Annotated in this window: 23 protein-coding genes and 1 pseudogene; 16 read left to right on the top strand and 8 right to left on the bottom strand. The window is 59.1% G+C overall.

Features of this window, described 5'->3' with window-relative positions; genetic code table 11:
* The first annotated feature begins 230 nt into the window (after positions 1–230).
* Both purU and M2400_RS12730 read left to right on the top strand, forming a co-directional pair.
* Complete coding sequence (purU, locus tag M2400_RS12735; protein ID WP_177078786.1) at positions 231–1,079, top strand: formyltetrahydrofolate deformylase; 849 nt, start codon at positions 231–233, stop codon at positions 1,077–1,079.
* An 86-nt stretch (positions 1,080–1,165) separates the two neighbouring features.
* Positions 1,166–1,366: a hypothetical protein gene (locus M2400_RS12730; protein WP_177046000.1), complete on the top strand. Its 201-nt coding sequence runs from the start codon at positions 1,166–1,168 to the stop codon at positions 1,364–1,366.
* Between the two features lie 10 nt (positions 1,367–1,376).
* Here the strand turns inward: M2400_RS12730 and M2400_RS33555 are convergent, their stop codons facing one another.
* Positions 1,377–2,141, bottom strand: a complete 765-nt coding sequence (locus M2400_RS33555; RefSeq protein ID WP_371318589.1) for a methyl-accepting chemotaxis protein — start codon at positions 2,139–2,141, stop codon at positions 1,377–1,379.
* A gap of 93 nt (positions 2,142–2,234) precedes the next feature.
* Positions 2,235–3,266 (bottom strand): annotated as a pseudogene (locus tag M2400_RS33550) (cache domain-containing protein); the annotation flags it as partial.
* 196 nt (positions 3,267–3,462) lie between these two features.
* Here M2400_RS33550 and M2400_RS12720 point away from each other — a divergent pair.
* The gene (locus M2400_RS12720) at positions 3,463–4,941 is read left to right on the top strand and encodes a helicase HerA-like domain-containing protein (RefSeq protein ID WP_177046004.1); all 1,479 of its coding nucleotides are present in this window, start codon (positions 3,463–3,465) and stop codon (positions 4,939–4,941) included.
* Between the two features lie 60 nt (positions 4,942–5,001).
* Here M2400_RS12720 and M2400_RS12715 read toward each other — a convergent pair whose 3' ends face one another.
* Positions 5,002–5,457, bottom strand: a complete 456-nt coding sequence (locus M2400_RS12715; protein ID WP_177046006.1) for a DUF721 domain-containing protein — start codon at positions 5,455–5,457, stop codon at positions 5,002–5,004.
* A gap of 305 nt (positions 5,458–5,762) precedes the next feature.
* On the opposite strand from M2400_RS12715, the gene secA reads away from it, so the two are divergent.
* The 3 genes from secA (at position 5,763) to M2400_RS12700 (ending at position 10,935) form a co-directional block, all read left to right on the top strand.
* Positions 5,763–8,498, top strand: a complete 2,736-nt coding sequence (secA, locus tag M2400_RS12710; protein ID WP_177046008.1) for a preprotein translocase subunit SecA — start codon at positions 5,763–5,765, stop codon at positions 8,496–8,498.
* 122 nt (positions 8,499–8,620) lie between these two features.
* The gene (gene argJ / locus M2400_RS12705; protein WP_003209777.1) at positions 8,621–9,838 is read left to right on the top strand and encodes a bifunctional glutamate N-acetyltransferase/amino-acid acetyltransferase ArgJ; all 1,218 of its coding nucleotides are present in this window, start codon (positions 8,621–8,623) and stop codon (positions 9,836–9,838) included.
* A 152-nt stretch (positions 9,839–9,990) separates the two neighbouring features.
* Positions 9,991–10,935, top strand: a complete 945-nt coding sequence (locus M2400_RS12700; RefSeq protein WP_259196837.1) for a Nudix family hydrolase — start codon at positions 9,991–9,993, stop codon at positions 10,933–10,935.
* A gap of 156 nt (positions 10,936–11,091) precedes the next feature.
* On the opposite strand, the gene M2400_RS12695 is transcribed toward M2400_RS12700, so the two are convergent.
* The 3 genes from M2400_RS12695 to M2400_RS12685 are packed head-to-tail and all read right to left on the bottom strand — an operon-like array spanning position 11,092 to position 14,673.
* On the bottom strand, positions 11,092–11,670 hold the full coding sequence (locus M2400_RS12695) for a cob(I)yrinic acid a,c-diamide adenosyltransferase (RefSeq protein ID WP_063027599.1): 579 nt from the start codon (positions 11,668–11,670) through the stop codon (positions 11,092–11,094).
* A 2-nt stretch (positions 11,671–11,672) separates the two neighbouring features.
* The gene (locus tag M2400_RS12690; protein WP_177120680.1) at positions 11,673–13,709 is read right to left on the bottom strand and encodes an ATP-binding protein; all 2,037 of its coding nucleotides are present in this window, start codon (positions 13,707–13,709) and stop codon (positions 11,673–11,675) included.
* Positions 13,710–13,755: 46 nt separating this feature from the next.
* Positions 13,756–14,673: a putative 2-dehydropantoate 2-reductase gene (locus tag M2400_RS12685; RefSeq protein WP_259196835.1), complete on the bottom strand. Its 918-nt coding sequence runs from the start codon at positions 14,671–14,673 to the stop codon at positions 13,756–13,758.
* Positions 14,674–14,798: 125 nt separating this feature from the next.
* Between M2400_RS12685 and M2400_RS12680 the strand changes: the two genes are divergently transcribed.
* Both M2400_RS12680 and M2400_RS12675 read left to right on the top strand, forming a co-directional pair.
* A complete protein-coding gene (locus M2400_RS12680; protein ID WP_093205682.1) occupies positions 14,799–15,284 on the top strand; it encodes a YajQ family cyclic di-GMP-binding protein in 486 nt (161 codons plus the stop codon).
* A gap of 134 nt (positions 15,285–15,418) precedes the next feature.
* Positions 15,419–16,261 carry a mechanosensitive ion channel family protein gene (locus M2400_RS12675; RefSeq protein WP_177046018.1) on the top strand — a complete coding sequence of 281 codons (843 nt, stop codon included), beginning with the start codon at positions 15,419–15,421 and terminating at the stop codon, positions 16,259–16,261.
* A 191-nt stretch (positions 16,262–16,452) separates the two neighbouring features.
* On the opposite strand, the gene M2400_RS12670 is transcribed toward M2400_RS12675, so the two are convergent.
* Complete coding sequence (locus M2400_RS12670) at positions 16,453–17,724, bottom strand: OprD family porin (RefSeq protein ID WP_177046020.1); 1,272 nt, start codon at positions 17,722–17,724, stop codon at positions 16,453–16,455.
* 882 nt (positions 17,725–18,606) lie between these two features.
* On the opposite strand from M2400_RS12670, the gene M2400_RS12665 reads away from it, so the two are divergent.
* Entirely contained in the window at positions 18,607–19,032 is a 426-nt protein-coding gene (locus tag M2400_RS12665) for an HIT domain-containing protein (protein WP_177046022.1), read from the top strand.
* Between the two features lie 3 nt (positions 19,033–19,035).
* Positions 19,036–19,242, top strand: a complete 207-nt coding sequence (locus M2400_RS12660; protein WP_169386128.1) for a SlyX family protein — start codon at positions 19,036–19,038, stop codon at positions 19,240–19,242.
* Between the two features lie 83 nt (positions 19,243–19,325).
* Here the strand turns inward: M2400_RS12660 and M2400_RS33400 are convergent, their stop codons facing one another.
* Entirely contained in the window at positions 19,326–19,928 is a 603-nt protein-coding gene (locus M2400_RS33400; RefSeq protein WP_177046024.1) for a cold-shock protein, read from the bottom strand.
* Positions 19,929–20,356: 428 nt separating this feature from the next.
* Between M2400_RS33400 and M2400_RS12650 the strand changes: the two genes are divergently transcribed.
* The 6 genes from M2400_RS12650 to ruvC all read left to right on the top strand — a co-directional run bounded on the left by M2400_RS12650 (position 20,357) and on the right by ruvC (position 25,306).
* The gene (locus M2400_RS12650; protein ID WP_003209800.1) at positions 20,357–20,830 is read left to right on the top strand and encodes a Dps family protein; all 474 of its coding nucleotides are present in this window, start codon (positions 20,357–20,359) and stop codon (positions 20,828–20,830) included.
* 214 nt (positions 20,831–21,044) lie between these two features.
* A complete protein-coding gene (locus M2400_RS12645) occupies positions 21,045–21,398 on the top strand; it encodes a ribbon-helix-helix domain-containing protein (RefSeq protein ID WP_177046026.1) in 354 nt (117 codons plus the stop codon).
* Between the two features lie 209 nt (positions 21,399–21,607).
* Positions 21,608–21,829 carry an FmdB family zinc ribbon protein gene (locus tag M2400_RS12640; protein WP_003209804.1) on the top strand — a complete coding sequence of 74 codons (222 nt, stop codon included), beginning with the start codon at positions 21,608–21,610 and terminating at the stop codon, positions 21,827–21,829.
* Positions 21,830–21,937: 108 nt separating this feature from the next.
* Positions 21,938–23,713: an aspartate--tRNA ligase gene (aspS, locus tag M2400_RS12635; protein ID WP_177046029.1), complete on the top strand. Its 1,776-nt coding sequence runs from the start codon at positions 21,938–21,940 to the stop codon at positions 23,711–23,713.
* A 151-nt stretch (positions 23,714–23,864) separates the two neighbouring features.
* Positions 23,865–24,611 (top strand): YebC/PmpR family DNA-binding transcriptional regulator, encoded by a 747-nt coding sequence (locus tag M2400_RS12630; RefSeq protein WP_010169954.1) that lies wholly within the window; start codon positions 23,865–23,867, stop codon positions 24,609–24,611.
* A 170-nt stretch (positions 24,612–24,781) separates the two neighbouring features.
* On the top strand, positions 24,782–25,306 hold the full coding sequence (gene ruvC / locus M2400_RS12625) for a crossover junction endodeoxyribonuclease RuvC (RefSeq protein WP_003209812.1): 525 nt from the start codon (positions 24,782–24,784) through the stop codon (positions 25,304–25,306).
* Positions 25,307–25,408 lie beyond the last annotated feature (102 nt).

Here is a 25,408-nt window from a genome sequence, read left to right as displayed (position 1 = left end):
AAAGCGTGGAATTGAGTTAATTAGTAAGGCTTAAGGCCTTAAAGATACTCTCGTTAAGTCTTGGCTTACTGCCCCAGTCCATCGGTTTGTACACATATAGTGGGTAAAACCTTACGCTATTAAGGGGCAGGGCTGACGCTCGGGATCAGAATAAGCGTGGAGGAATACTGCAGTTTTTCTGCGCAATCGCTAGAATGGCGGCCTTTGCGAAGTTCTGGAGTTTCCCCCTAATGCGCACTTTTCGGCTGGTGATTGCTTGCCCGGACCGGGTTGGCATCGTTGCCAAGGTCAGTAACTTTCTGGCTTCCCACAACGGCTGGATCACCGAAGCGAGCCATCACTCGGACAATCTCAGCGGCTGGTTTTTCATGCGTCACGAAATTCGTGCCGACACGCTGCCCTTTGGTCTTGAAGCATTTCGCGAGGCATTTGCGCCGATCGCTGAAGAGTTCTCGATGACCTGGCGCATCACCGACACAGAGCAGAAAAAACGCGTGGTGCTGATGGCCAGCCGTGAGTCCCACTGCCTGGCTGACTTGTTGCACCGCTGGCACAGCGACGAGCTGGACTGCGAAATCTCCTGCGTGATTTCCAACCATGACGACCTGCGCAGCATGGTCGAATGGCACGGCATCCCGTACTACCACGTCCCGGTCAACCCGCAGGACAAGGAACCGGCGTTTGCCGAGGTCTCGCGCCTCGTCAAGCAGCACGACGCGGACGTAGTGGTACTGGCGCGCTACATGCAGATCCTGCCGCCGGACCTGTGCAGCGAATATGCCGGCAAGGTGATCAACATTCACCACAGTTTCCTGCCCTCGTTTGTAGGCGCCAAGCCGTATCACCAGGCGTCCCTGCGAGGTGTGAAGCTGATCGGCGCAACGTGCCATTACGTCACCGAAGAGTTGGATGCGGGCCCCATCATCGAGCAGGACGTGGTGCGCGTCAGCCACAGCGACAGCATCGAAGACATGGTGCGTTTTGGCCGTGACGTCGAGAAGATGGTGCTGGCACGCGGCCTGCGCTATCACCTGGAAGACCGGGTGCTGGTGCACGGCAACAAGACTGTCGTCTTCTGATTGAAGTGTTTTGATTGAAGAATGAAGGGCCTGGGCGTTAAATCGCGACAGGCCCTTTTTCTTTGGCGACAGGTGAGGATTGGAGAATGAGTGATCCGCTGGATAAAGCCACTTCCAAAGCCCCCGCGACGTTGGGAGAAGGTTGTTTGAGTCGCTATGACCCGGATGACCTGAGCAGTGAGGACGGCACCGAGTTTCCTGGCGCCGTCGAGTTGTGGGAGCAGTTGCAGGAAACGTCCGAGTCACCGGAAGAAAAGACGTCAGCCACTGCGCAAGGCAGCGACTGACCCGGCCGGATCAGATCCGGAAACTGCCCACCAGCTGTTTCAGCCGCGCCGCCTGCTGTTCCAGGTCGGAGCAGGCCCGTAAGGTCGAATGCAGGTTTTCCACGCCTTCCTGATTGAGGGTGTTGATCTCGGTGATGTCCATGTTGATCGACTCCACCACGGAGGTCTGTTCCTCGGTGGCGGTGGCCACCGACTGGTTCATCCCGTCAATTTCGCCGATTCGCTGGGTCACGCTGTTCAGGCGTTCGCCCGCCAGGTTGGCGATTTCCACACTGTCCAGGCTGTGACGCTGGCTTTCGCTCATGGTACTGACCGAATCCCGGGCGCCGACCTGCAACTCCTCGATCATCTTCTGCACCTGCTGCGCCGACTCCTGGGTGCGGTGCGCCAGGTTGCGCACTTCATCGGCCACCACCGCGAACCCGCGCCCGGCTTCCCCGGCCCGAGCTGCTTCAATCGCCGCGTTGAGGGCCAGCAGGTTGGTTTGCTGGGAAATGCTGGTGATCACTTCCAGGATCTGCCCGATGTTCACCGTCTTGCTGTTAAGCGCTTCGATATTGGTGCTGGAGGCGCTGATCATCTGCGACAACTGGTTCATTGCCTTGATATTGCGCTCGACCACCTGCTGGCCGTCTTCTGCCAGGTGCCGGGCATCGCTGGCCTGGTTGGAGGCTTGTGCGGCGTTACGGGCGATTTCCTGAGCGGCGGCCCCCAGTTCGTTGATGGCGGCGGCGACGCTGTTGGTACGGTTGGCCTGCTCGTCGGAATTGACCATCGAGGAGTTGGAGGCGCTGACTACCCGCAGGGCCACTTCATTGACCTGCTCGGTGGCCGAGGACACTTCGCGAATCGAGGTGTGAATGCGCTCCACGAAGCGATTGAACGCGCTGCCAAGTACACCGAACTCGTCATGGTTCTGGATGGTCAGGCGGCGCGTCAGGTCGCCTTCTCCGTCGGCGATGTCTTCCATGGCGCGGGTCATGATGTGCAGTGGCTGCAGGAGGATGCGGATCAGCATGCCCAGCAGGGCGATGATGATGACCACCGCGATGATCGTGGCAATGATCGCCGAGGTGCGGAATTCGCTGAGCATTGCGAAGGATTTGTCTTTATCCACCGATAGGCCCAGGTACCAGTTCACCGAGGGCAGGCCCTTGATCGGGGTAAACGTGACGATACGGGTTTTGCCGTTGACCTCGACCTCGCTGAAGTCGCTGCTGATCTTCGGGGTGTTGTTCGGATAGACATCGGCCAGGGTTTTTATCACCAGGCTTTTGTCGGGGTGCACCAGCACTTTGCCGTCGGCGCTGACCAGGAAGGCATACCCCATACCGCCGAAGTTCAAGGCGCCAATGTTGTCCACCAGGGTTTGCAGGCTCAGGTCGCCGCCCACCACGCCGACGTTCTGGCCCGCTTTGCTGCTGGGGGTGGCGATGGAGATGATCAACTGGCCGGTGGCCGCATCAATATAAGGTTCGGTGAGGGTTGAGCCGTTGCTGCTCTGGGCGCCCTTGTACCAGGGGCGCACACGCGGGTCGAAGCCGTCGGGCATCTTGGTGTCGGGGCGGATCACGAAGCCGCCTTTGCTGTCGCCAAGGTAGGTCGCCATGAATGAAGACGTCAGGGCTTTCTGTTCCAGAAGGTTGGCGACGGTGCTTGAGTCGGGGTTGATGGCGATGTTCTGCGCGGCGCTTTCTATCAGCACAATGCGCCCGGCCAGCCAGGTCTGGATATTGCTGGCGGTGACATCGCCCATTTCATGCAGGTAGTTGTTCAGGTCGTCGCGAATCGCATTACGCTGCAAGTAGTCGTTGTAGAGGGTAAACAACGCAAAGGCGGCTATGACGATAAGAGCGGCGGCAAGCAGGATTTTATGGCTGAAACGCAGATTTTTATTCATGGCTTGTGGTGTCCGCTATGGTCTTAATATCCGATGCGCGTCCTTTTGAGGCGCGCAAAATGGCTGCGTCAAAAAAAGTGTGATATTTCCATCTGCTCCTGCAGGAATTATCCGGCCCATTTTTCTAAGACTTTTTGGGTCTCTCGCGTTAACTGTATCGACCATGCAGTGCTAAAGATTAACCATGGGTGACAAAATGCCTGACTCCTCGCAACTCATTATTGGTGCAGATCTCGAAGGCCAGCCGATCGCCCAGGCGATGCGCCTGGCCAACCGCCATGGGCTGATCGCGGGTGCCACCGGTACCGGCAAGACCGTCACTTTGCAGCGCCTGGCGGAAGCCTTCAGTGATGCAGGCGTGGCGGTATTTGCCGCCGACATCAAGGGCGACCTGTGTGGCCTGGGCGCGGCGGCCAACCCTCAGGGCAAGGTCGCCGAGCGCATTGCCGGCATGCCGTTCCTTAATTACACGCCCAAGGCTTATCCGGTGACGTTGTGGGATATCCACGGCCAGTCCGGCCATCCGTTGCGTACCACCATGAGTGAAATGGGCCCGCTGTTGCTCGGCAGTCTGTTGGAGCTCACCGACAGCCAGCAATCGGCCCTCTACGCCGCCTTTAAGGTGGCCGACCGCGAAGGCTTGTTGTTGCTGGACCTCAAGGACCTCAAGGCGCTGCTGAATCATTTGCGCTATCACCCGGAGCTGCTGGGGGAGGACGCGGCCTTGATGACCACCGGTTCCAGCCAGGCACTGTTGCGGCGCCTGGCGGTGCTGGAGCAGCAGGGCGCCGAAGCGTTGTTCGGCGAGCCGGCGCTGCAACTGGAAGACATCCTGCAACCGGCCAGTGATGGGCGCGGGCGTATTCATCTATTGGATGCCAGCCGCCTGGTGCATGAGGCGCCGAAGGTCTATGCGACGTTCTTGTTGTGGCTGCTGGCCGAACTGTTCGAGCAATTGCCGGAGCGCGGTGATGCCGACAAGCCACTGCTGGCGTTGTTTTTCGATGAGGCGCATCTGTTGTTCGCCGACACCCCCAAGGCCCTGCAGGATCGCCTGGAACAAGTGGTGCGGCTGATTCGCTCGAAAGGCGTCGGTGTGTATTTCGTCACCCAGTCTCCGGGAGACTTGCCGGACACCGTGCTGGCGCAGTTGGGCTTGCGTATCCAGCATGGGCTGCGGGCGTTCACCACCAAAGAGCAGAAGTCTCTGCGGGCCGTGGCCGATGGCTTCCGACCCAATCCGGCGTTTGATGCGCTGGCGGTGCTGACCGAGTTGGGTACAGGTGAGGCATTGGTGGGAACCTTGCAGGAAAAGGGGACGCCTGAAGTAGTCCAACGCGTACTGGTGGCGCCGCCGCAATCGCGGATCGGGCCGCTGAGCGAAGCCGAGCGGGCAGCATTGATTGCCGGTTCGCCGTTGCTGGGGCGCTATGACAAGCCGATAGACCGGGAGTCGGCGTACGAAGTGTTGATGGCCCGCAAGGACCTGGGGCCGCAAGCCGAAGCGACGCCCGCGGCTGAAGAACCGAGCTTCACCGACAAGGCTGGTGCGTTCCTGGGGACTACGGCAGGCAAGGCGCTGAAATCAGCGATGCAGCAGGCGGCCAATCAGATGGGCCGGCAGTTGGTGCGCGGGTTGTTGGGGTCTTTGTTGGGCGGCAGCAAGCGTAAATAGCGACGCGGTCAAATGTGGGAGCGAGCAAGCCCGCTCCCACAATGAGTTTTGTGTAAGGTGTCAGGTTCTGGGCTTGGCGTGAGCAGCCAGCCGCTCCAGCGCAGCGCGCAAGTTCGGATCGGTAATCCCGTCTGCGGTGGCCTGAATGGTTTCGGCCGCAACTTCCGACAGGTCCATGGTATGCCCCACCGCACCTTGCTGCACGGTGGGCGGCTGTACCTTGAACTGAATGCGCGTCAGGCTGGCGAATTCGTCGAAAGCCATCAATTGGCGCTGCAGCCGCTTTTGCTGATAGCGCAGGCGTGTCGCCCAGTGACCGTCGGTGACGATCAGCAGCAGATTGCCTTCGCGCCACGAGGCCACATGGCAGTGTTCGCGGGCGGCGGGTTGCAGTTGGCTTTCTACCAGGCGTTGCAGATGACCAAGACGTTGCGCATGGCCGAAGATGGCTTTTAAAGGCTTGGCTTCGCGAAGCAACACGGCGGGAGCACGGGCCGTAAGAGGGCGAAATGCCATGACTGGACACCTTAAGTAACAGAGCCGCCATGGTAGCAGAAAGCGTCTGCGACGCCGCGGCCATTGCATTGCCGGCAGTTTATCCATTAAATCAACGAGTAACTTATTACCCGAATGGGTTGAAGTTCAGCAAAAAGCCCTTATTTTAAACAAGCCCTCTAAGAGCGCCGTGCCAGCATCGTGGAATAACGCCACTTTCCTCACCCACGTTTCCGGGTAGAATGCTCGTTCGCATGCGGCCGTGAGGGCTGCTCGGGCGACTCACGGGGCGCCCTCCATCCCTATGTGTGGAAGAACCTGCCGATATGTTTGCGCCTTTGTTAAAGAAACTTTTTGGAAGCAAGAATGAGCGCGAAGTCAAACGCATGCTCAAGACGGTGCAGCTGGTCAATGCCTTCGAAGAGCAGATGGTTGCCCTTTCGGACGAGCAATTGCGCGCCAAGACCGAAGAGTTCAAGGCCCGCATAGCCAAAGGTGAAACCCTCGACAAGCTGCTTCCCGAAGCCTTTGCGGTCGCCCGCGAAGCCGGTAAGCGTGTCATGGGCATGCGCCACTTCGACGTCCAGTTGATCGGCGGCATGACCTTGCATGAAGGCATGATTGCCGAAATGCGTACCGGTGAAGGCAAGACCCTGGTGGCAACCCTGGGCGTTTACCTCAACGCACTGTCCGGCAAGGGCGTGCACGTTGTGACGGTGAACGACTACCTGGCTCGCCGGGATGCCAACTGGATGCGTCCGCTGTATGAATTCCTCGGCCTGACCGTCGGTGTTGTCACGCCGTTCCAGCCGCCGGAAGAGAAACGCGCCGCCTACGCTGCCGACATCACCTACGGTACCAACAACGAATTCGGTTTCGACTACCTGCGCGACAACATGGCGTTCAGCATGGAAGAAAAATTCCAGCGCGAACTCAACTTTGCCGTGATCGACGAAGTCGACTCCATCCTGATCGACGAAGCCCGTACCCCGCTGATCATTTCCGGTCAGGCCGAGGACAGCTCGCGCCTGTACACCGAGATCAACAAGCTGATCCCGCGCCTTGAGCAACACATCGAGGAAGTGGAAGGCGTGGTGACCAAAGAAGGTCACTTCACCATCGACGAGAAGACCCGTCAGGTCGAGCTCAACGAAGCCGGTCACCAGTTCGTCGAAGACATGCTGACCCAGATCGGCCTGCTGGCTGAAGGCGAGAGCCTGTACTCGGCGCACAACCTGGGCCTGTTGACCCACGTGTATGCAGGCCTGCGCGCTCACAAGCTGTTCCATCGCAACGTTGAATACATCGTGCAGGACGGCCAGGTCGTACTGGTCGACGAACACACCGGTCGTACCATGCCGGGCCGCCGTTTGTCGGAAGGCCTGCACCAGGCGATCGAAGCCAAGGAAGTCCTGAACATCCAGGCTGAAAGCCAGACCCTGGCCTCGACCACCTTCCAGAACTACTTCCGTCTGTACAACAAACTGTCCGGCATGACCGGTACAGCCGACACCGAAGCGTTCGAATTCCACCAGATCTACGGTCTGTCGGTAATGGTTATCCCGCCGAACAAACCACTGGCGCGTAAAGACTTCAACGACCTGGTGTTCCTGACCGCCGACGAGAAATACGCGGCCATCGTCGCCGACATCAAGGAATGCATGGCCCAGGGCCGTCCGGTGCTGGTGGGTACGGCCACCATCGAAACTTCCGAGCACATGTCCAGCTTGCTGAACAAGGAAGGCATCGAGCACAAGGTCCTCAACGCCAAGTTCCACGAAAAAGAAGCCGAGATCATCGCCCAGGCCGGTCGCCCGGGTGCATTGACCATCGCCACCAACATGGCCGGTCGTGGTACCGACATCCTGTTGGGCGGTAACTGGGAAGTGGAAGTGGCTTCCCTGGAAGATCCAACGCCTGAGCAAATCGCACAGATCAAGGCCGACTGGCAGAAGCGTCACCAGCAAGTGCTGGAGTCCGGTGGCTTGCAGGTGATCGCTTCCGAGCGCCATGAATCGCGCCGTATCGACAACCAGCTGCGTGGTCGTGCCGGTCGTCAGGGCGACGCCGGTTCCAGCCGTTTCTACCTGTCCCTGGAAGACAGCCTGATGCGCATCTTCGCCTCGGACCGGGTGAAGAACTTCATGAAAGCCCTGGGCATGCAGTCCGGTGAAGCGATTGAACACCGCATGGTGACCAACGCCATCGAGAAGGCCCAGCGCAAGGTAGAAGGCCGCAACTTCGACATTCGTAAGCAACTGCTCGAGTTCGATGACGTCAACAACGAACAGCGTAAAGTGATTTATCACATGCGTAACAGTTTGTTGGCCGCCACCAACATCGGCGAGACCATTGCCGATTTCCGCCAGGACGTGCTCAACGCCACCGTCAGCGCACACATTCCGCCACAATCGCTGCCTGAGCAGTGGGATGTTGCCGGCTTGGAAGCGGCGCTGAAGAGCGACTTCGGTGTCGACTTGCCGGTCCAGCAATGGCTCGACGAAGACGATCACCTGTACGAAGAAACCCTGCGCGAGAAGCTCATGACCGAGCTGCTGGCCGCGTACAACGAAAAAGAAGAGCAGGCGAGTGCTGAAGCACTGCGCACCTTCGAGAAGCAAATCGTACTGCGCGTGCTGGACGACCTGTGGAAAGACCACCTGTCGACCATGGACCACCTGCGTCACGGCATCCACTTGCGTGGCTACGCCCAGAAGAACCCGAAGCAGGAGTACAAGCGCGAGTCGTTCACGCTGTTCTCCGAGCTGCTGGATTCGATCAAGCGCGATTCGATTCGTGTGCTGTCCCACGTTCAGGTGCGTCGCGAAGACCCGATCGAGGAAGAGGCTCGCCTGCGCCAGGAAGCCGAGGCACTGGCTGCGCGCATGCAGTTCCAGCACGACGAAGCGCCTGGTCTTGAGGCTCCGGAAGTGTTGGGCGAAGAGGTCGATGTGGCCCTGGCCCAAGCCCCGGTGCGCAATGAGCAGAAGCTGGGTCGCAACGAGCTGTGCTGGTGCGGTTCGGGCAAGAAGTTCAAACACTGCCACGGCGAAATCAACTAAGATTTTCGCCTGACGCTGCAACACCCCCGCGCCGCGACCGGCATCAGCCGTCGCGGCGTTTTGCCATTTCATCACCGTCGATAGCGACGGGGTACACATCCAATATTTTTAGGAGCGCATTCATGGCTGTTGGTCTTGGTCCTTTGCCCACGTTGCACCCGGTTGCCGGTTTTGAACTCGGTATCGCTTCGGCCGGCATCAAGCGCCCGGGGCGCAAGGATGTGGTGGTGATGCGCTGTGCCGAAGGCTCGACCGTCGCGGGTGTGTTCACCCTGAACGCGTTTTGCGCAGCTCCCGTGATCCTGGCCAAGCAGCGGGTTGAAGGCCCGGTGCGTTACCTGCTGACCAACACCGGCAATGCCAACGCCGGCACCGGTGAGCCAGGCCTGGCTGCCGCTGCCCGCACCTGCGCCAAGCTGGCCGAGCTGACCGGCGTGGACGCCAGCCAGGTGCTGCCGTACTCCACCGGCGTGATCGGTGAGCCGCTGCCGGTAGAGAAAATCGAAGGCGCGCTGCAAGCTGCACTGGATGACCTGTCGGTGGATAACTGGGCGGCCGCGGCCACCGGCATCATGACTACCGACACCCTGCCAAAAGGCGCGAGCCGCCAGTTTGTGCACGAAGGCGTGACCGTTACCGTCACTGGCATCAGCAAAGGCGCCGGCATGATTCGCCCGAACATGGCGACCATGCTCGGCTACATCGCCACCGACGCCAAAGTCTCCCGCGATGTGCTGCAAAACCTGATGCTCGATGGCGCCAACAAGTCGTTCAACCGCATCACCATCGACGGCGACACTTCGACCAACGATTGCTGCATGTTGATCGCTACCGGCCAGGCCGACCTGCCGGAAATCACCTCGTCCAACGGCGCGTATTTCGCAGCCTTGAAGCAGGCGGTGTTTGAAGTTTGCATGGACGTGGCCCAGGCCATCGTGCGTGACGGCGAAGGCGCCACCAAGTTTGTGACGGTTGAAGTCAACGGCGGCGGCAACCACCAGGAATGCCTGGATGTGGGCTACACCGTGGCTCACTCGCCGTTGATCAAGACTGCGCTGTTTGCCTCTGACCCGAACTGGGGCCGTATCCTGGCTGCTGTTGGCCGTGCCGGTGTGCCGAACCTGGATGTGAGCAAGATCGACGTGTTCCTCGGCGAAGTGTGCATCGCCAGCCGTGGCGCCCGTGCCGAGACGTACACCGAAGCCCAGGGTTCTGCGGTGATGCAGCAGGAAGAAATCACCATCCGTATCGAGCTGGGTCGCGGCGAGTGCAGCGAAACCATCTGGACCACTGACCTGTCCCACGAGTACGTGAAGATCAACGCGGAATACCGCACCTGATACACAGGTATGGCGGGTATCACTGTAGGAGCGAGCTTGCTCGCGAAAAACCAGAGGGCGCCTCTTTGAACCAGCAAGCCCGCGTTATCGTTAACGACTTTCGCGAGCAAGCTCGCTCCTACAGGTGGATTTACGTTTAGAGGAACAGTGCGGTGAAACGAGTTCATGTAGCAGCAGCGGTCATCCGGGGTGTCGACGGCAGGATTCTGCTGGCGCGCCGCGCCGATACCCAGCATCAGGGCGGCCTCTGGGAGTTTCCCGGTGGCAAGGTGGAGGCCGATGAATCGGTCGCTACCGCGCTGTCCCGTGAATTGCAGGAAGAGCTGGGCATCCAGGTCACCACGGCTCGCCCGTTGATCAAGGTGCAACATGATTACCCGGACAAGCAGGTGTTGCTGGATGTCTGGGAAGTCTCGGCCTTTACCGGCGAGCCCCACGGTGCCGAAGGCCAGCCCCTTGAATGGGTCGCCCCGCGGGACCTGCCGAACTATGAGTTTCCGGCGGCCAATGCGCCGATCGTTGCGGCGGCGCGGTTGCCGACGCAGTACCTCATCACGCCCGGTGAGCTGGAAACCCCGGTGCTGTTGCGCGGTATTCAAAAAGCCATCGCGGGCGGCATCAAGCTGGTTCAGTTGCGTGCCCCCAACGGTTACGACCCCAAGTACCGTGACCTGGCGGTGGACGCCGTGGGCCTGTGTGCGGGTAAGGCTCAGTTGATGCTCAAGGGGCCGTTTGAGTGGCTGGGGGATTTCCCCGCGGCCGGTTGGCATATGACCTCGGCGCAACTGCGCAAGTACGCCAGCAAGGGGCGACCTTTACCCAAGGATCGTTGGTTGGCGGCGTCTTGCCATAATGCTGAAGAGCTGGCGTTGGCGGAGTTGATGGACGTGGATTTCGTCACGCTGTCGCCAGTGCAGCCGACGCAGACTCATCCTGACGCGCAGCCGTTGGGTTGGGAGCAGGCGCAGCAGTTGATCAGCGGTTTCAGCAAGCCGGTATTCTTGCTCGGTGGGGTTGGGCCTGCCGAGCTGGAAAAGGCCTGGGAAGCCGGGGCTCAAGGTGTGGCGGGGATTCGGGCGTTCTGGCCTGAGGTTTGAGGCATAACCTCGGCCAATGGCCAATGGCCAAGGCAGCTTGTTGTGGCGAGGGAGCTTGCTCCCGCTGGGCTGCGCAGCAGACCCAAAATATTGGGAGCGCTTCGCACTCCAGCGGGAGCAAGCTCCCTCACCACAGGTTCAATCAGTCAGTAAGCATTAGTGCGGCTTTGCGGCCGCCTGCCACAAAATCTCCGCAACGCCCTGGCGCTTGGCAATCACCCTGGCCGCCACGAACAGCAAGTCCGACAGCCGGTTGATATACGCCAACCCCACGCCTTCCAGCGGTTCCACCGCATTCAGGTGCTGACACCGCCGTTCTGCACTGCGGGCCAGGCTGCGGCATACATGGGCCTGGGCAATCAACGCCGAACCGCCCGGCAGAATGAAGTTTTCCAGCGGCCCGACCTCTTCATTCCAGCGATCGATCGCCGCTTCCAGACGGTCGACTTCCGCCGCATTCAGCGCCTTATACACGGGCATCGCCAACTCACCGCCCAGATCAAACAGTCGATGCTGGCAAGGCGTCAGTACTTCGATCACGTCCTTAAGCGCCGGATGTTGCCCGCTCTGTTCCTCAAGGCCCGCCAACAACAAGCCTAGCTGGCTGTTCAGCGCATCCACTTCGCCAATCGCCTCCACCCGTGGATGGTCCTTGGGCACGCGGCGGCCGTCGCCCAGGCCGGTTTCGCCCTTGTCGCCGGTACGGGTATAAATCTTCGACAGGCGAAAGCCCATGGTTAGCGCTCCAGTTGAGTGAGTTCGTTGGGGGGCAATTGGCTGCCCGCCAAAGGTAGCCGCAGGGTGAAGCAGGTGCCTTGGCCGAGGGTCGACTGGACCTCCATCTGCCCCTTGTGATTGTTGGTGATGATGAAATACGAAACCGATAACCCAAGCCCCGTGCCCTGGCCGATTTCCTTGGTGGTGAAGAACGGTTCGAAGGTGCGTTTGCGCACGTTTTCGCTCATGCCGATGCCGTTGTCTTCCACCTGGATTTCCGCCCAGGGCGGGTTGAGCCGGGTACGCAGGATGATGCGCCCGGGCTCGCTGTCGTCTTCGCGCTGGTGAATCGCCTGGGCGGCGTTTTTCAGCAGGTTGAGCAGTACCTGTTCCAGTTCGTTGGCGGTGCCGGGCACCGGGCCCAACTGCGGATCGAACTGGCGGATGATCGCCTGGCCCTTGAAGTCGAAGCCGACGGTGAGGTCGAAATCGTTGCCGGCAATTTCCACCGCCTGGTCGATCAAGGCCGGCAAGTCGCAGGGCGCCATCTGGCGGTTGCTGCGGCGGCTGAAGCTGAGCATATGGGTGACGATTTTTGCCGCTCGGGCGCCGGCTTGCTGGATGCCATCGAGCAATTGCGGCACTTCGCGGCTTTGCAGGTAGCGGTTGACCGTGTCCAGGTCAATGCCCACCTGCTCGGCATGCTCGAGGTTTTTAGGCAGTTCGTTGGACAGCCGGCGGCGGATGTTCTGCACGTTATGCAGGATCGCCCCCAGCGGGTTGTTGATTTCGTGGGCCATGCCGGCGGCCAGGCCGCCGACCGAGAGCATCTTCTCGGACTGCACCATCATTTCTTCCAGGGACAGGCGCTGGGTGATGTCGTCGATCCGGATCACCACGCCGCGCCCGGCACCGCCCATCAGCGGGTAGAACGTCAGGGCGTAGTGTTTGGCCTCGTCATCCTTGACCCAGGTTACCCGCTCGATCCGTTCCACGGTGTGTTGCTCCACTGTGGCCTTGATCTGCGGCAGGAAGGGCTTGAGCGGCTGGAAGGCGAGGAAGATCGGCTGGTTCAGCGCCTCGTCCAGGCGGGTGCCGGAAAGCGCACTGGCTTCCTGGTTCCATTGGGTGACGTAGAGCTGTTCATCGAGGGCGATCAGCGCCGAGGGCATCGAGTCGATGATGCTGTTGAGGTAATTCTGGAAACCGGTGAGTTTTTTCTCGATCTTGCTGCGCACCTGCACTTCCAGCTCCAGCTTGCGGTTGGTGTGGCGGGTTTCTTCCGCCAGGCCCTGGGCTTGATCGTAGGCGGCCTGGGAATCGTCCCGCGCGCGCTTGAGTTGCTGTTCGCGGGCTTCAATGCGCGAGAGCATGGTATTGAAGGCTTCGGCCAGGCTGCCGATTTCGTCATGGTTACCGCGACCGGCGCGCAGGGCGTAGTTCTCTTCCCGGGTGACCTGGCGCGACAACTCTTCCAGCTCATGGATCGGCCGGGTAATCAGGCGCTTGATCTGCCGGGCAATCACCAGCCATAGCAGTACGCTGAAAATCAGGATGCCCAGGCTGGCGGTGAAGGTGCCGGTGTAGAACGCCACCGGCAGTTCGCTGCTGGCCACCAGCAACAGATGCCCGGACGGTTGGCCGGCCCGGGGAATGGTGATCACTTGATTGCTGCGAAACTCGGTGGCGCGCCAGATTTCAATCTCCTGGTAATTGTCTGGCAGGTGCAGGCGATTGGCGTGTTGCAACTGGGCCAGGCGTGTCCCGTCGCCGTCATACAAGGCCGCAGCCCGTAATGGCGAATAACTGGTGAGTTCATCCAGCAGGGTTTGTGCCTTGAGCGGTGAGTCCAGCGCCTCGGCAGACAGTGACGGGTTGGACACCAGCCGACCGATGGCCTGCAAGGCCTGGGGCGCCATGCTTTCCTGGGAGATCCAGTAGGCGGCGCTGATAAAGGTCAGGTTGGCCACCAGCAACACGGTGGTCAACAAAACCAGCAGGGCCGCCAGCAGTTTCTGCCCAACCGGTAGATTTTCGAGACGCTGGCGCAGTGGCATCAAGGTTTTCGCTGCAAAGGAACAAGCAGGCAGGGTAGCGCGTGCTTCAGTCGCTGGGCAATCCGCGTGCAGACAGTCGCTGTACCAATCGCACCTGGAGTTGCTGCAGGTGCGGCAAGCTCAGTTGATGGCGAGCCGCCGCCTGGCAGGCGTACCCCAGGAGGTAGCTGATTTCGGTGCGTCGGCCACTGGCCACGTCCTGGTACATCGACGAGTAATTGGCTGCGGTGGCCTGGATCACACGCTCCACTTCGTTTTGCAAATCCTGTGCGGCAGCCGGTTGGCCGCAGCACTCAAGCAGCTCGGCGAGTTCGGCGCACAGGGTGGCGACCTCGCATTGATGGGCTTGCAGGTCGCCATTGCGGCATTCATACAGCACGGTCAGCGGGTTGATTGCGCAGTTCAGCGCCAGTTTGCGCCACAGGCGGGTGAGGATATCGGTGCTCCACTCGTGGGGAATGCCGGCGGCTTGCAGGTCATCCAGCCATATCGGTGGAGTAGGGTGGCTCGCGTCCCCGAGCCAGGTATAACCGTGGCCGGCAAACACTACCCGCCAGTCGCTTTCGCGAAACGCGCCTTCGGTGCTGGAGGCAAAAATACAGCGGGCTTGGGGCAGTTGGGCGGCGACCGCGTCCTGGCTGCCCAGGCCGTTTTGCAGCAGGATCAGTTCGGCGTCGGGCGCCAGCCGGTGTTCAAGCTGTGCGACGGCCTCTTGGGCGTCGTAGGCTTTGCACGCCACCAGCAGGCGATGAATCGGCCCAGGACTGTCGCAGGTTTCGCCAACGACCGGGTAGGTGTGGGCCACGCCTTGCTCAACCAGGGTCAGTCCATCAGCCGCCTGATAGCTCGCCAGCCGCGCGTGGTCCCGCAGGATCAGCCGTACGGGCAGCCCGGCACGGGCCAGGCGGGTGGCCCAGAGTGTTCCGAGGCTGCCAGCACCGAGGACATGCCAGGTGGTCGACATCAGTTTTTACTCCGTAAGGCTGCCCGCAGTGAACGAGGCGAAAGAACCGCTATAATGCCCGGGCATTTTAGCCTGGGCGTGCTCCATCTCTACTGAGCCGCGCCCCTTTTTATTGGAGAAATTACATGCCGTCGTTCGACGTGGTATCCGAACTGGACAAGCACGAACTCACCAACGCCGTCGAGAACGCCGTCAAGGAGCTGGATCGTCGCTATGACTTGAAGGGCAAGGGCAGCTTCGAGTTCAAGGAAAAAGACCTCGCCGTCAACCTGACCGCAGAAGCCGACTTCCAGCTTGAAGCGATGATTGAGATCCTCAAGCTGTCGCTGGTCAAGCGCAAGATCGATGCACAGTGCCTTGAAATCAAGGACGCTTATGCCTCCGGCAAGCTGATGAAACAGGAAGTCGTGTTCAAAGAAGGCATCGACAAGGAGCTGGCGAAGAAAATCGTCGCTCATGTCAAGGACGCCAAGCTCAAGGTCCAGGCCGCGATCCAGGGCGAGCAGGTGCGTATCACCGGCAAGAAGCGTGATGACTTGCAAGAGGCCATTGCCGCCTTGCGCGCCAAGACTTTCGACATGCCGCTGCAGTTCAATAACTTCCGCGACTGATGGCTCTTTGGGGAACCTGCGGGCGTTTTTGACGTCCCACGCCCCAGAGCCTGCGCCCACCATTGAGCCCTACGGGGCTCATTGCATTTATGGCCACTCAATATGCCGAGCATCCGGTAAACAGGAGAATGTAGATGGATTTGAACGCTGAAGTGGATCACCTGATCAAGACCTCGGAGTCGTGGTTACCGATGATCATGGAATACGGCAGCCGGTTTTTGCTGGCCTTGGTCACCCTGGCCATCGGTTGGTGGCTGATCAACGTCTTGACCCACCGAGTGGGGCGTTTGCTGGCACTGCGTAATGCTGACCTGGCGTTGCAACACTTCATTACCAGCCTTGCGAACATTGCGCTCAAGGTCATGCTGGTGGTCAACGTGGCCTCGATGATCGGCGTCGCAACCACATCGTTCGTTGCCGCGATTGGCGCCGCTACCCTGGCCATCGGTCTGGCATTGCAAGGCAGCCTGGCGAACTTCGCCGGCGGCGTGCTGATTCTGTTGTTCCGTCCGTTCCGCATTGGTGACTGGATCGAAGCCCAGGGCACTTCCGGTACCGTCGACAGCATCCAGATCTTTCACACCGTGTTGCGCACCGGCGACAACAAGACGGTGATCATCCCGAACGGCAGCCTGTCCAACGGCCTCATCACCAACACCAACCGTCAGCCGACCCGCAAAGTGGTGTTTGATGTGGGTGTCGACTACGAAGCCGACCTGCAGAAAGCGCGCGAAGTGCTGCTGGAACTGGCCAAGGACCCACGGGTACTGGCTGATCCTGCGCCGGCAGCCGTGGTTTCGACCCTGGGCGACAGTTCAATCACCGTTTCCCTGCGAGTCTGGACCAAGACTTCGGATTATTGGGATGTGATGTTCATGTTCAATGAACTGGCACGTGATCGTTTGAAAGGCGCGGGAATCGATATTCCGTTTCCCCAGCGGGTTATTCGAGTAATGCAGGAAAGCGCTACGAAGTGAGGGTGTGACTTGCGGATCAAACTTGTCCGATGTGTCAGGTTTGATGTGTAGGATTAAACTAGATAGTTAGCTTGCTAGTTATGTGGTTGTTGAGATCAAGTTGCAATAGAAAAGCCGCTCACTTGCGAACAAGTGAGCGGCTTTTTAGTTAGAGCCGAAGCCCTAAGTCATCGTTGTAATCAAACTGCCAATTACAAGATGTTCAGCGGGTATTGTGCGATCAGACGCAGTTCGTCGATGGACGCCGAACCGTAGTACACACCATCGCTGGAGCGATAAGTGGCTTGACGCACGCGCAGGCTCAGGTCTTTGGCTGGGCCGCTCTGGATCACGTACTTGGCTTCGATGTCACGTTCCCACTCTTTACCGTTCGAGGTGTCGGCGGTGTTGGCGCCGGTACCTTTAACGTAGCGAGTCATGAAGCTCAGGCCTGGTACGCCGAAAGTCGCCATGTTCAGGTCGTAGCGAGCCTGGAAGGACTTCTCGTCTTCAGCGTTGAAGTCGGAACGAGCGATGGAGTTGGCAAGGAAGATCGTGCCGCCGCCGTCTACGCCGTAGCCGTAGTCACCGTCACCGCTAACCTTCTGGTAGGCCAGGGTAAAGGTGTGAGCCTGGATGGTGTACGCGCCTTGCAAGCTGTATGCACGGTTATCCAGTTTGGTGGTGCCGTCTTTCTCAGCCCGTTGCAGGCCAGCGCCATCACTTTTGGTGCTGTAGATGTTGAAGTCGACCGCCAGGGACTGTTCATTGCTAAGCGCATGGGTCCAGTTCAGGTTGGCGTAGGTTTTCTTCCAGTAGTCTTCGGTCTTCGCGTAGTAGAGGCTGGCGCTGACTTCTGGAGTCAGGGCGTAGACGCCACCGATGAAGTCGGTTTTTGTCAGGCCCAGGCTGTCGCGGTAGGTCTGGGCTTGCGCCACGCTCGACGTGAAGTGACCGCCTTCAAGTTTCAGGCCTTTGATCTCGTTGCTGACAAGCGAGATACCCTGTGGCAATTCAGGCAGCAGACGGCTGTCGTCGGAAGCGAATACAGGCGCGGTGGTGTACTGGTCGCCGATTTTCAGGACCGTATCGGAGATACGGAACTTAACTGCGCCGCCGCCTTTGGAGTAGTCATCCTGCGAGCGACCGTCGGAGCCGGTAGGAAACAGGCCGGTACCGGAACGACCCTTGCCGCTGTCCAGTTTGACGCCCAACAGACCGATCACGTCGACACCCACACCGATGGTGCCTTGGGTGAAGCCCGACTGGTACAGGCCGTTGAAGCCCAGGCCGGTTTCGTCGACGCGGCTTTTGCCGGTGTCATTGTTACGGAAGTCGCGGCTAAAGTTCAGGAGGCGAGTGTTGATGCTGAAGGTACTGTCTTCAACAAAGCCCTTGGAATCGTCCTGGGAGGACGCCATTGCGAACTGCGAGGTGCCTGCTGAAACAGCCAGGGCGATCATGCTCCACTTCATCACGCGCATCGTGATTTGCTCCTTTGGTTTTAGGAAGAGTACTGCCGTCCCACCTATATTTTTGTCTGGGCGGCTCTTTCTTTTTTGTGTCGGCGCAAACTTATATCACGCTGACAATATTGGCGATACTTGCCCATCTATCCTTTCAGCTTCTTTACGAGCCTGTCGTAAATTGCTATGTCCATGTCGCAAATTTACAGTCCGAATGTAACCGAACTGACAACTTCAATACTGTTTTAAAACCTTGGAATCAGGGTGGAAAGTCACCCTTAAAAGTTTTAACACTTCCCTGAAAAGCATTGACCCGCTGTTGTTTTCTGTCGCGAAACACCTGCTTCCCGCCGGTGCTGTTGTCGACCATATGGGTGTGAATGCAACAAGCGTGCACAAACCGGAAACCGAATGTGATTTTTTCGTGAAAATTGTCAAAGCCCTGTAAAAACCGCATAAGCACGGGCTTTTTACGCCGTTTGGTTTGGCCTTGACTCGCCTGCTGTACTCCTGTTCGGTGGTGCATAAAATCTGCACCAGGGCAAAACGTTACCGGTTCACCCCGTTCGGTGGGTAGTCGGCGGATCCCTTTGAGGCACAAATGGGTCATTTTGGTGCAGTTGTTCCCGGCCGGGTTTTTTGCTCCAACTCTCTGTTTGTGCCTTGCAAGCCCTCTGGATCAGGGTATTGAAGCGGGTTCTGTGTTCCGACTTTGACCAGGTTCGGTTGCATTGGTCATTTAGCGTAGCCGAAATATTGGCCTGTCTCGAAATGGTGCGCTTTTTTTTGTGGCGTCCTGTTAGGGCGCGTATTTGGCCCGGTGCATTCGCCGTGAAGCGCCAGGCATTCGCAGGTATGCTGGGCGCCTGAAACCTGACCCGCCGAACGGGAGTGACTGCTGTGTTCGCCTTAGATCCACGTCTTCAACAAGACACCTTGCCCATCGGGGATTTCCCCCTGTGCCGGCTGCTGCTGTCCAATGACTCGAATTACCCATGGTTCATCCTGGTGCCGCGCATAGAAGCTATCAGCGAAGTGTTTCAACTGGATGTCGCTGACCAGCAGCGGGTGTGGCAGGAAAGCACAGCGCTGGCGCAGTTGCTGAATGAAGGCTTCGGCGCCGACAAGATGAACATTGGCGCCCTGGGTAATGTTGTCAGCCAACTGCACGTGCATGTGATCGTACGCAAGCGCGACGACGCCGCCTGGCCGGCGCCGGTCTGGGGCAAGCATCCGGCGAAGCCTTACAGCGACGAGCAAGTGGCGGTGATTCGTGCACGTCTGCGCGAGATCCTGCCGGCTGACTTTACGTTCCTGGAGGCTTGAGCCATGGACCTTCAAGACCGTGTGATGGACCTGGAGAGTCGCCTGGCCTTTCAAGACGACACCATCGAGACCCTCAATGACATCCTGGTTACCCAGCAACGGGCGGTCGAACGCCTGCAGATGCAGATGACGGCGCTACTCAAGCGCCAGGAAGAAATGGGCGGCCAGTTCGAGTCCTCCGAGGAAGAAGCGCCACCGCCTCATTATTAATGAGGCAGGGGGAAATCCCCGGGCATAAAAAAACCGCGATGCAGCCAGGCTGCATCGCGGTTTCTTTTTTCGGGGTGCTGGAATCAGCGACGCGGCAACGCGGCGATCACATCTTCAGCTTGCAGGCCCTTGTCACGGTTCATCACGGAGAACTCCACGCGCTGGCCTTCCACCAGGACGCGATGGCCTTCGCCGCGAATCGCCCGGAAGTGGACGAAGATATCGTCGCCCGAATCCCGGGAAATGAAGCCGAAGCCCTTGGAGGTGTTGAACCACTTGACGGTACCGGTATCCCGGTTGGTCATGTCGTAGCTTTGCGACGCAGCGGCCGGGGAGGAGCGGTAAAAACTGATGGCCAGATGAAGAACGATGGCAATCAGTGCTATTGCCAGGCTGAGCAGGACGGCCGGGTGGCCACCGACTTCAGGCATAGGCGCCAGCAGGGTGAGGGTTTGCACGACAACAGCCAGGACCAGCAGGGCGCTGACCAGGTTTTGCAGTTGATGACGCGGGCCTTTGTTCCAGTAAGGAATGACTGGAGCCAGTGTCAGGTTAAGAAGACCAAAGAAGGTCAGGTAGAGAGCGTCAGGTTGTTGCAGGTAAGGCAGGGTTTCTGATCGCAGGCTGGGTATAAAGGACAGCAGCAAAGCTGCTGCGCCCGTTAGCAGGTGGACGATTTTCAACATTTTGATTAACTCACGTTAAGACGGATCACAAGGAAGAGCTGACTGGCACGGTTCGCTTCTGAACAATGGGAGGCGTTGGGCACGTGCGCGGGTATCAGCCTATGTCGCTGCCGTGAAAAATAACGGTGGCGACACGCTGCCTATTTAACAGCAAAGCCTGTGCCTACTCAAATCAAGCATTTCAGGCTGTTACAAGGGGCACGGCATTTCTGCGGCAAACGCTTGTCCTAGACAGGTGCAGGCCTTTTCGCAGGTGTTGGGTAATTTTTCTCGCTGGGCGTGAAGCCCGGCCTGCTGTGTAGATTCGCTCTGCAAGGGGCGATTTGCCGCACCTCGGGAGGCCCGTGCGGGCTGCGCAAGGCCGGCACTCTTGCTAGAGTGGTCCAGCACCTGATCAATGAATTTTTTATCAATTGAAGGGGAAAAACATGGCAATCGATATTGGTATCAGTGAAGAAGATCGTAAATCAATCGTTGATGGACTTTCGCGACTGCTTTCCGATACCTATGTACTTTACCTGAAGACCCATAACTTCCATTGGAACGTAACGGGCCCCATGTTTCGTACACTGCACTTGATGTTTGAAGAGCAATACAACGAACTGGCGCTGGCGGTGGACTCCATTGCCGAACGCATTCGTGCCCTGGGCTTTCCGGCACCGGGTGCCTACTCGGTATACGCGCGACTTTCTTCGATCAAGGAAGAAGAGGGCGTACCGAGCGCTGAAGACATGATCAAGCAATTGGTCGAAGGCCAGGAAGCGGTTACCCGTACCGCACGCGGCATCTTCCCGTTGTTGGATAAAGTCAGCGATGAGCCGACTGCCGACTTGCTGACCCAGCGTATGCAAGTTCATGAAAAGACCGCGTGGATGCTGCGTTCCCTGCTCGAAAACAAGTAACACCGGATGCGGGTGGGCGTCTAGCTGATGCCCCTCGCGTGCTTGTTCCTCTGCGACTCCCTTCCCTTGCGAGCTTCCCGATACGCGCGTTGGCTTGTCCTACGGCGCTCGGCTCCCCGTCTTCTGGCTGCACTTGTCTTCTTGATGTTTTATAGGCCCAACGGCCAACAACAACGATTGATGGGTGGCCGTCAGGCAATGGAGTGTCAAGTGTATGTCTCGCGGAACAGGTAATGGAGTTATGGAAACGTGCGGCTTGCACAAAATAAAGGTGGATCCTTTTGCTAAAGGGTTTGATATGAACCTGGCCAGGCCATTGTCCCGATCCGTTCGGCTTAATGGGTTTTCGACGTGTTTGCGACTCGAAGAGGTTTATTGGAATATCCTTGCGGAGATAGCCAGGATCAATACCTGTTCGGTCAGCGCGCTGCTGTCTTACGTGGACCGGGAAGTGCACTTGCGTTATGGCGGTGTAAAGAACTTCAGCGGCCTGGTCAGGGTGGTTTGCGTGGTTCATGTATTGAAAGGGCGTATTACCGCACCCACTGTGCATCCGGGGCAGGCTTGATCCTGTCGGGCCCGGGCTTCTCCCGGGTCTGGCGCCCGGCAGGAGCCTGTCGCAGGCACCTATATAAAGAGCAGCGCGCCGCCACGGCTGCACAGCCTCGATTTACCAGATATAATCCCGGGCTTTGCTGCGCATGCCGGGACTTTCCCAAGGGTTGGAGTCAGGGCAGGGCGCGGCGTATGCCGTGATCTGATCGCCGAGACATCTTCATGCCCATGTACGACTATCAATGCGCTTCCTGTGGTCATCAGTTGGAAGCCATTCAAAAGATCAGCGCCGCGCCGCTGGTCGATTGCCCTGCCTGCCAGGCACCGGAGCTTAAAAAGATGTTGTCCATGCCGGGCTTTCGCCTGAGTGGCAATGGCTGGTACGAGACCGACTTCAAGACCGGGTCGAAGAAGAATCTGGCCGGCGGCGACAAAGCAGACTGAGTTGAACTCTACGCGCAGGCTCCTGCATTATCCGTCACCTGACTTAGCTGTACGGTGATGAGGCAGGCCTCCACCGAATTTCGAATTACGAGAAGCGAAACCACTATCATGATGCGCAGCCACTATTGCGGCCAACTGAACGAGACCCTGGAAGGTCAGGAAATCACCCTTTGCGGATGGGTTCACCGTCGCCGCGACCACGGCGGGGTGATCTTCCTCGATATCCGTGATCGTGATGGTCTGGCCCAGGTGGTGTTCGATCCGGACCGCGCCGAGAGCTTCGCCGCCGCCGATCGCGTGCGCAGCGAGTACGTCGTGAAGATCACCGGCAAGGTTCGCCTGCGTCCGGCCGGTGCCACCAACGCCAACATGGCGTCGGGCATGATCGAAGTGCTGGGCTACGAGCTGGAAGTGTTGAACGAGTCGGAAACCCCGCCGTTCCCGCTGAACGAGTTCTCCGATGTGGGCGAAGAAACCCGCCTGCGTTATCGCTTCCTCGACCTGCGTCGCCCGGAAATGGCCGAGAAGCTGCGCCTGCGTTCGCGCATGACCACCAGCATCCGTCGCTTCCTGGACGAGAACGGCTTCCTCGACGTCGAGACGCCGATCCTGACCCGTGCAACCCCGGAAGGCGCCCGCGACTACCTGGTGCCGAGCCGTACCCACGCCGGTTCCTTCTTCGCGTTGCCGCAATCGCCACAGCTGTTCAAGCAACTGCTGATGGTTGCCGGCTTCGATCGTTACTACCAGATCGCCAAATGCTTCCGTGACGAAGACCTGCGGGCTGACCGCCAGCCGGAATTCACCCAGATCGACATCGAGACCAGCTTCCTCGATGAAAAAGAGATCATGGGCATCACCGAGCAGATGATCCGCAACCTGTTCAAGGAAGTGCTGGACCTGGAGTTCGGCGAATTCCCGCACATGACTTTCGAAGAAGCCATGCGTCGTTACGGTTCCGACAAGCCGGACCTGCGTAACCCGCTGGAACTGGTTGACGTTGAAGACCAACTCAAAGATGTCGACTTCAAGGTGTTCAGCGGCCCGGCCAACGACCCTAAATGCCGTATTGCCGCGTTGCGCGTTCCTGGCGCTGCGAGCATGCCGCGCAAGCAGATCGACGACTACACCAAGTTCGTCGGTATCTACGGTGCCAAGGGCCTGGCGTACATCAAGGTCAACGAGCGCGCCAAGGGTGTTGAAGGCCTGCAGTCGCCAATCGTCAAGAACATCCCCGAAGCCAACCTCAACGTGATCCTGGATCGTGTTGGCGCGGTCGACGGCGACATCGTGTTCTTCGGCGCCGACAAATCCAAGATCGTCAGCGAAGCGCTGGGTGCATTGCGGATCAAGGTCGGTAACGACCTGAACCTGCTGACCTGCAAGTGGGCACCGATGTGGGTGGTCGACTTCCCGATGTTCGAAGAGAACGACGACGGCAGCTTCAGTGCGCTGCACCACCCGTTCACCGCGCCCAAGTGCACGCCGCAAGAGCTGGAAGCCAACCCGGCTGGCGCTCTGTCCCGTGCCTACGACATGGTTCTGAACGGCACCGAGCTGGGTGGCGGTTCGATCCGTATCCACCGCAAGGAAATGCAGCAATCGGTCTTCCGCCTGCTGGGCATCAACGAAGATGAGCAGCAAGAGAAGTTCGGCTTCCTGCTCGACGCCCTGAAGTACGGCGCACCACCCCATGGCGGCCTGGCCTTCGGCCTGGACCGTCTGGTGATGCTGATGACCGGTGCCCAGTCGATCCGTGAAGTGATCGCCTTCCCGAAAACCCAAAGTGCTGCCGACGTGATGACGCAAGCACCGGGTGTGGTGGACGCCAAGGCACTGCGCGAGCTGCATATCCGTCTGCGCGAGACACCAAAGGCTGAGTAAGGCCGCAGCGTGAAAGCGCGATAAGGTTTTACATTGTCAGCTAAGGGCGCATCTTCGGATGCGCCTTTGCGTTACAAGGGCTGTACGTCTAAGAGGGAAGTCCCGCCTGGGGCGGGATCGACAGGTTTCTACAGAATTTCGGAGTTGTGTTATGGCTGGCCATTCCAAGTGGGCGAACATCAAGCACCGCAAAGAGCGTCAGGATGCCAAGAAAGGCAAGATCTTCACCAAGTGGATTCGCGAGCTGACTGTTGCCGCGCGCCAGGGTGGCGGTGACCCGGGTTCCAACCCGCGTCTGCGCCTGGCCCTGGACAAGGCTCTCGGTGCCAACATGAGCCGTGACATCATCGATCGCGCGGTGGCTCGTGGTGCCGGCGCGGCCGATACCGATGACATGGTCGAATTGAGCTACGAAGGTTACGGCCCGGGTGGCGTGGCGGTGATGGTCGAGTGCATGACCGACAACCGCAACCGTACCGCGGCGGCTGTGCGCCATGCGTTCAGCAAGTGTGGCGGCAACCTTGGCACCGACGGTTCGGTGGCCTACCTGTTTGAGCGCAAGGGGCAGATTTCTTTCGCGCCGGGCGTTGATGAGGATGCGCTGATTGAAGCGGCGATGGAGGCGGATGCCGACGACGTGGTGACCAACGAAGACGGTTCCATCGACGTGTTTACCTCGTTTGCGGGCTTTTACTCGGTGCGTAACGCGCTGGAAGCAGCCGGTTTCAAAGGCACCGACGCGGAAATCGTGATGCTGCCGACCACCAGTGCCGAGCTTGACCTGGATGGGGCGCAGAAGGTGCTCAAGATGCTCGATATGCTTGAAGACCTGGATGACGTGCAGAACGTCTATTCCAACGCCGATATCCCGGAGTCGGTTGCCGAACAGCTCACTTAAGAGCGCCGGAGATCCAATGTGGGAGCTGGCTTGCCTGCGATGGCATCAACTCGGTGTAACTGATGTACCGAGGTGTCTTTATCGCAGGCAAGCCAGCGCCTACAGGGTTCTATGCTGTTACACAAACCATGTGCCTGGCGCATCCGCTTTAAATCCATCTCGCAGGCGTTATGACTCTAATCCTAGGTATCGACCCCGGTTCGCGAATCACCGGCTTTGGCGTGGTCCAACAGACCCCGCGAGGCTGCGTGTACGTGGCCTCGGGCTGTATCCGTACCGGCGCCGGCGAGTTGGCCGAGCGCTTGCAGATCGTTTATCGCGGCGTGCGTGAAGTGATCCAGACCTACGGCCCGGTCACCATGGGCATCGAAAAGGTGTTCATGGCAAAAAACGCCGACTCGGCCCTCAAGCTCGGCCAGGCCCGTGGTGCGGCCATCGTCGCCGGTGCCGAGGAGGGCATGGAGATCGCTGAATACACCGCGACCCAGGTCAAGCAAGCCGTGGTCGGCACCGGTGCGGCCAATAAGGAGCAGGTGATGATGATGGTCATGCACATGCTCAAACTCACCGCCAAGCCGCAAATCGACGCCTCCGACGCCCTGGCCATTGCCATCTGCCACGCCCATACCCGTTCCAGCCTTATGCCGCACGGCTTGGGTACGGCACGCAGTCGTGGCGGCCGGCTGCGTCTCTGATAGCATCAGCGCAATCATTCTGCGTGGGGTGCATGAACGGCCTGTGCTGTCGGCCGACATGCCCGCGTTATTACCGGCCAGGCCTTGATCTGAGCCGATTCT

It is taken from the genome of Pseudomonas sp. BIGb0558 (assembly GCF_024807515.1).
Lineage (GTDB): Bacteria > Pseudomonadota > Gammaproteobacteria > Pseudomonadales > Pseudomonadaceae > Aquipseudomonas > Aquipseudomonas yamanorum_A.
This window is presented reverse-complemented; position numbering and strand designations above follow the sequence as displayed.

Coding starts and splice junctions, on each gene's coding strand:
- M2400_RS33555 (WP_371318589.1), bottom strand. CDS start 2,141: ATGGTCAATTCCGACGAGCAGGCCAACCGTACCAACAGCGTCGCCGCC.
- M2400_RS12650 (WP_003209800.1), top strand. CDS start 20,357: ATGGCAATCGATATTGGTATCAGTGAAGAAGATCGTAAATCAATCGTT.
- M2400_RS12675 (WP_177046018.1), top strand. CDS start 15,419: ATGGATTTGAACGCTGAAGTGGATCACCTGATCAAGACCTCGGAGTCG.
- M2400_RS12680 (WP_093205682.1), top strand. CDS start 14,799: ATGCCGTCGTTCGACGTGGTATCCGAACTGGACAAGCACGAACTCACC.
- argJ (WP_003209777.1), top strand. CDS start 8,621: ATGGCTGTTGGTCTTGGTCCTTTGCCCACGTTGCACCCGGTTGCCGGT.
- ruvC (WP_003209812.1), top strand. CDS start 24,782: ATGACTCTAATCCTAGGTATCGACCCCGGTTCGCGAATCACCGGCTTT.
- M2400_RS12660 (WP_169386128.1), top strand. CDS start 19,036: ATGGACCTTCAAGACCGTGTGATGGACCTGGAGAGTCGCCTGGCCTTT.
- M2400_RS33400 (WP_177046024.1), bottom strand. CDS start 19,928: ATGTTGAAAATCGTCCACCTGCTAACGGGCGCAGCAGCTTTGCTGCTG.
- M2400_RS12685 (WP_259196835.1), bottom strand. CDS start 14,673: ATGTCGACCACCTGGCATGTCCTCGGTGCTGGCAGCCTCGGAACACTC.
- M2400_RS12715 (WP_177046006.1), bottom strand. CDS start 5,457: ATGGCATTTCGCCCTCTTACGGCCCGTGCTCCCGCCGTGTTGCTTCGC.
- M2400_RS12695 (WP_063027599.1), bottom strand. CDS start 11,670: ATGGGCTTTCGCCTGTCGAAGATTTATACCCGTACCGGCGACAAGGGC.
- M2400_RS12720 (WP_177046004.1), top strand. CDS start 3,463: ATGCCTGACTCCTCGCAACTCATTATTGGTGCAGATCTCGAAGGCCAG.
- M2400_RS12640 (WP_003209804.1), top strand. CDS start 21,608: ATGCCCATGTACGACTATCAATGCGCTTCCTGTGGTCATCAGTTGGAA.
- purU (WP_177078786.1), top strand. CDS start 231: ATGCGCACTTTTCGGCTGGTGATTGCTTGCCCGGACCGGGTTGGCATC.
- aspS (WP_177046029.1), top strand. CDS start 21,938: ATGATGCGCAGCCACTATTGCGGCCAACTGAACGAGACCCTGGAAGGT.
- secA (WP_177046008.1), top strand. CDS start 5,763: ATGTTTGCGCCTTTGTTAAAGAAACTTTTTGGAAGCAAGAATGAGCGC.
- M2400_RS12690 (WP_177120680.1), bottom strand. CDS start 13,709: ATGCCACTGCGCCAGCGTCTCGAAAATCTACCGGTTGGGCAGAAACTG.
- M2400_RS12630 (WP_010169954.1), top strand. CDS start 23,865: ATGGCTGGCCATTCCAAGTGGGCGAACATCAAGCACCGCAAAGAGCGT.
- M2400_RS12670 (WP_177046020.1), bottom strand. CDS start 17,724: ATGCGCGTGATGAAGTGGAGCATGATCGCCCTGGCTGTTTCAGCAGGC.
- M2400_RS12730 (WP_177046000.1), top strand. CDS start 1,166: ATGAGTGATCCGCTGGATAAAGCCACTTCCAAAGCCCCCGCGACGTTG.
- M2400_RS12645 (WP_177046026.1), top strand. CDS start 21,045: ATGTCTCGCGGAACAGGTAATGGAGTTATGGAAACGTGCGGCTTGCAC.